2 protein-coding genes and 2 pseudogenes are annotated in these 4,605 nt (G+C 71.7%); all 4 read left to right on the forward strand.

Annotation, left to right across the window (positions count from 1 at the left end; genetic code table 11):
* A pseudogene (locus VIB55_RS23875) lies at positions 1-527 on the forward strand (hypothetical protein); the annotation flags it as partial.
* Complete coding sequence (locus VIB55_RS23880) at positions 524-3,223, forward strand: PEP/pyruvate-binding domain-containing protein (protein ID WP_331879191.1); 2,700 nt, start codon at positions 524-526, stop codon at positions 3,221-3,223. The pseudogene VIB55_RS23875 and the gene VIB55_RS23880, both read left to right, overlap by 4 nt.
* A complete protein-coding gene (locus tag VIB55_RS23885; RefSeq protein WP_331879192.1) occupies positions 3,224-4,315 on the forward strand; it encodes a DUF3419 family protein in 1,092 nt (363 codons plus the stop codon).
* A pseudogene (locus tag VIB55_RS23890) lies at positions 4,312-4,605 on the forward strand (hypothetical protein); the annotation flags it as partial. The gene VIB55_RS23885 and the pseudogene VIB55_RS23890, both read left to right, overlap by 4 nt.

A 4,605-nucleotide genomic window follows, 5' to 3' on the forward strand; every position in this document is an offset into this window, starting at 1 on the left:
CGGCGCTGATGGCCCGCGAGTTCTTTGCGCCCGACTGGCTGCGCGCCCGCCCCGCGGCCTACCTGCTCAGCCACATGGTGGTGATGCCGCTGCTGTTCGCCTACCTCACCGGGCTGGACTGGCTGGCGTCGGGCAGCGCACCTCCCCGCGAGCTCCCCCTCTTCCTGGCCCTGGCGTTCGCGAACGGCATCCTGGTGGAAGTCGGGCGGAAGATCCGCGCGCCCGGTGACGAGCGCGAGGGCGTCGACACGTACACGTCAGCGTGGGGCGTCCGCGCGGCGCCGGCGGTGTGGATCATCTGGCTGGTGACGGCTGGCGTACTCGTGTGGCTCGCGTCGTACCCCGTGAGTACGGCGCTCTTCACAGGAATCGCACTGTCGATCCTCCTCGTCGCCTTCGCCACACCCGCGCTGCGTTTCCTGCGGACGCCGACCACCGCGGGCGGAAAGCAGGTGGAGGTGGCGAGCGGGCTGTGGACCCTGGCCTCGTACATCCTGCTCGGCATCGTGCCGCTGCTGGTTTCGTGACGGGCGCGGCCGTTTTTCCCTCCTTCGTCCTCGTCCCCGGCGGCGAGCCGGCTCCGGCATCCGTCGTCGGCGGCAAGGCGCGCAACCTGGCCCTGCTCGCGGATGCGGGGATCGGCGTTCCCCCGTGGATCGTGATCACCGCGGCCGTGTTCGACCGGCTCGTCGTCGATGGAGCATCCCCGCAGACTGATCCCGACACCGTCCGCACGCGCGTGCAGTCGATGGAGTTGCCCGCGGAATTCCATGCGGAGGTCACAGGTGCGCTGGACAGCGCGGGGCTCAGCGGATCGCTGCTGGCGGTGCGGTCGTCCGCGGTGGACGAGGACGGGGCGGAAGCGTCGTTCGCGGGGCAGTTCGACACCGTCCTGGGTGTCCGCGCGGACGGAGACGCGCTGTGGGATGCGATCCGGCGCGTGTGGGCGTCCGCGTTCAGCGCGCATGCGGTGGCGTATCGAAACCGGCACGGGGGCGCGCCGCCGCGCATGGCGGTGCTGATCCAGGCGATGGTTGACGCGGAAGCCGCCGGCGTGGCGTTTTCGGCGGACCCGGTGCACGGCGATCCGTCCACGGCGGTCGTCAGCGCCGTCTACGGCCTGGGCGAGGGGCTGGTGAGTGGCGACCTCGATGCGGACACCTATCGCGTCCCGTTCACGGGCGACGAGGCGGGGCCCGTGCAGGCGCAGGTGGCGGAAAAGGACCGCGCGGTACGCCTGGAGCCGGACGGCGGCAGCAGGATGGTGGAGGTGGCGCCCGGCCTCCGCGCGCGTCCTGCGCTGTCGGAGGACGAGGCGCGGCGGATCGCCACGGCGGCGCGCCGGCTGGCGGACCACTTCGGCGCGCCGCAGGACGTGGAGTGGGCGCTTCCCGCACGGGGCGACGGCGGTGAGCGGCCGCTCTGCATCCTGCAGACGCGCCCCATCACCACGCTGGGCGAGCCGGCGCCGGAGCCGCCGCGGAGCGTTACACCCGTGGCGGATGGCGAGGTGCGGCTGTGGGACAACAGCAACATCGTCGAAAGCTACAGCGGGGTGACGACGCCGCTGACGTTCAGCTTCGCGCGCTCGGTCTACGAGCAGGTGTACCTGCAGTTCTGCCGTCTGCTCGGGGTGAGCGAGCACCTGCTGGACGAGCACCGGCACACGTTCGCCAACATGCTGGGGCTGATCGGCGGGCGCGTGTACTACAACCTGCTCAACTGGTACCGCGTGCTGGCGCTGCTTCCGGGCTACACCGTCAACCGCGAGTTCATGGAGCGGATGATGGGCGTGCACGAGAAGCTTTCCGATCCGCCCACCGTCGCAACGGTGGCGGGAAAGTGGGAAGACACCGGGCGCACAGTGAAGATGGCGTGGCGGCTGATCGCGGCGCAGCGCTCGCTGAAGCGCGAGGTGCCCGCCTTTCACGCCAGGGTGGATGCCGCGCTGAACCCGCTGGCGGGGGTGGACCTTTCCACGCGCCCGGCGGACGAGCTCGCCGCCATCTACCGAGACCTCGAAGGCAAGCTGCTGCGCCACTGGCGCGCGCCGCTGGTGAACGACTTCTTCGCGATGATCTTCTTCGGCGTGCTGGTGCGGCTGGTGGAGAAATGGCTCCCCGGCTCGCCTCCCACGCTGGCGAACGACCTGCTCGTCGGCGAGGGTGGCATCATCAGCACCGAGCCCGCGAAGCGCGTGCTGGCGATGGCGGAACGTGTGGCAGCCGACTCCGCGCTCTCCGCCGTCTTCGCGGCCGAGGGGGACGACGAGCGCCTGTGGCGGCGGCTGGGAAGCGAATCGGCCTTCGCTCCCTTCCACGGCGAGGTGCGCGCGTACCTGGACCAGTTCGGCGACCGCTGCGCCAACGAGCTGAAGCTGGAAACGCTGACGCACGGCGACGACCCGTCGTTCATCGTCCGCCTGATTCGCACGTATGCACAGGCGGGCACCAGACAGGACAGCGGCCATCACGAGGCGGAGGTGCGCGCCGCAGCCGAAGCCACGGTCCGCCAGCGGCTGGGCGGCGTGCGCCAGCGCGTGTTCTTCGCGGTCCTCAACCAGGCACGGACGCGAATCCGCGACCGCGAAAACCTGCGGTTCGAGCGGACGCGCGTGTTCGGCGCGGTGCGGCGCATCTTCCTGGGGATCGGCGCGCGGCTGGCGGAAACCGGGCGGCTGGATGACGGGCGCGACGTCCTGTACCTGCGCGTGGACGAGATCTTTGCGCACCTGGACGGCACGGGAGTGACGGCGGACCTGCGCTCGCTCGCGAAGCTGCGCCACGCGGAGTTCGCCGCGTACGAGCGCGCCCCCGGCCCGCCGGACCGCTTCGAGACCCGCGGCCCGGCGGCGGACTACGTCGCCGCGCTCGTCCCCCCGGTGGCGCCTTCGGGCGAGCTGCGCGGAACCGGGTGCTCGCCGGGCGTGGTGCGCGCGCCGGTGCGCATCGTCCGCGACCCGCACCACGCGGGGGAGCTGGCTGGCCACATCCTGGTCGCGGAGCGCACGGACCCCGGGTGGACGCTCATCTTTCCCGCCGTGGAGGGGGTGCTCGTGCAGCGCGGGTCGCTGCTCAGCCACTCGGCCATCGTCGCACGGGAACTGGCCCTGCCCTGCATCGTGGGCATTCCGGGGCTGATGGAAACGCTGCGCGACGGCGAGATGGTGGAGATGGACGGCACCGCGGGAACGCTGCGGCGGCTGGACGGGGCGGAGGGGTAGATGGGCGGCATCGACAGCCACGCCTCGTTCGCGTTCATCCGCTACGCCAGCGTCTGGGAAGACGCGGACGTGCTGTGCGAGGCGCTGGCCCCCGTGGCCCACGGTGGCCGGCTCCTCTCCATCGCCTCCGCGGGCGACAACGCGCTGGCGCTGCTGACGCTGGACCCGGCGGAGGTCGTCGCCGCGGACCTGAGCCCGGCGCAGCTGGCGTGCGTGGAATTGCGGATCGCCGCCTTCCGCCGGCTGGAGCACGCGCAGCTGCTGGCCTTCCTGGGCGTAACGCTGTCGGACGAGCGGCCGCGGACGTACTCGCGGCTGCGGACGGACCTCTCCTCCTCCAGCCGCCAGTTCTGGGACGCGCAAGCGGACACGGTGGCGGCCGGGGTAATCCACGCCGGAAAGTTCGAGCGCTACCTGCGGACGTTCCGCGACCGCGTGCTGCCGCTGGTCCATTCCCGCCACCGCATCGACCGCCTGATGACGCCCCGCTCGCGGGTGGAGCGCGAGGAGTTCTACGAGCGCGAGTGGAACACCTGGCGGTGGCGGATGATGTTCCGCCTGTTCTTCAGCCGCGCGGTGATGGGGCGGATGGGGCGCGACCCCGCGTTCTTTTCGCACGTGGAAGGCTCCGTCGGCTCGCGCATTTTGGCGCGCACCCGCCACGCGCTGACCGCGCTCCCCGTGCACACCAACCCGTACGCCGCCCGCATCATGACGGGCCACTACCCGCCCGAGGCCCTGCCCCGCTACCTGCGGCCGCAGTGGTTCGATGCCATCCGCTCGCGGCTGGACCGCGTGCGCCTGGTGCGGGGTCCCATCGAATCCGCCACGGACGGCCCGGTCGACGGTTACAACCTGTCGGACATCTTCGAGTACATGAGCCCGGCGGAGCACGAGCGGTGCTACGCCGCCCTGGTGGACCGCGCCGCCCCCGGCGCCCGGCTCGTCTACTGGAACCTGCTGGCCCCGCGTGCCCGGCCTGACGCGCTCGCGGGCGAAGTGAAGCCGCTGCGCGAGGTTGCGGACGCGCTCCATGCGCGCGACCTGGCGTGGTTCTACGGCGCCCTGCACGTGGACGAGGTGGCGGCGTGATGGACTCGCTGCTTCCGCCCTTCGGCACGGTGGCGGGAGAGGTGGCGCGCGCGGCGATCGTCTCGGCCGTGCTGCTGCTGCTGTTCGCCGGGGCGGAGGCATGGAAGCGGCTCGGGAACCCGCCGCCGGAATGGACGCGCAAGCTGGTGCACTTTGGTGGGGGCGTGGTGGCGGCGGGATTTCCGTGGGTCTTCCGCTGGCACTGGACGGTGCTGGTGCTGGGCTCCGCCTTCGCCACCATCATCTTCGCCAGCCGCCGGATGGGGATGCTGGGCAGCATCCACGGGGTG

This window comes from Longimicrobium sp., from assembly GCF_036554565.1.
In the GTDB taxonomy this organism is placed as follows: Bacteria; Gemmatimonadota; Gemmatimonadetes; order Longimicrobiales; family Longimicrobiaceae; genus Longimicrobium.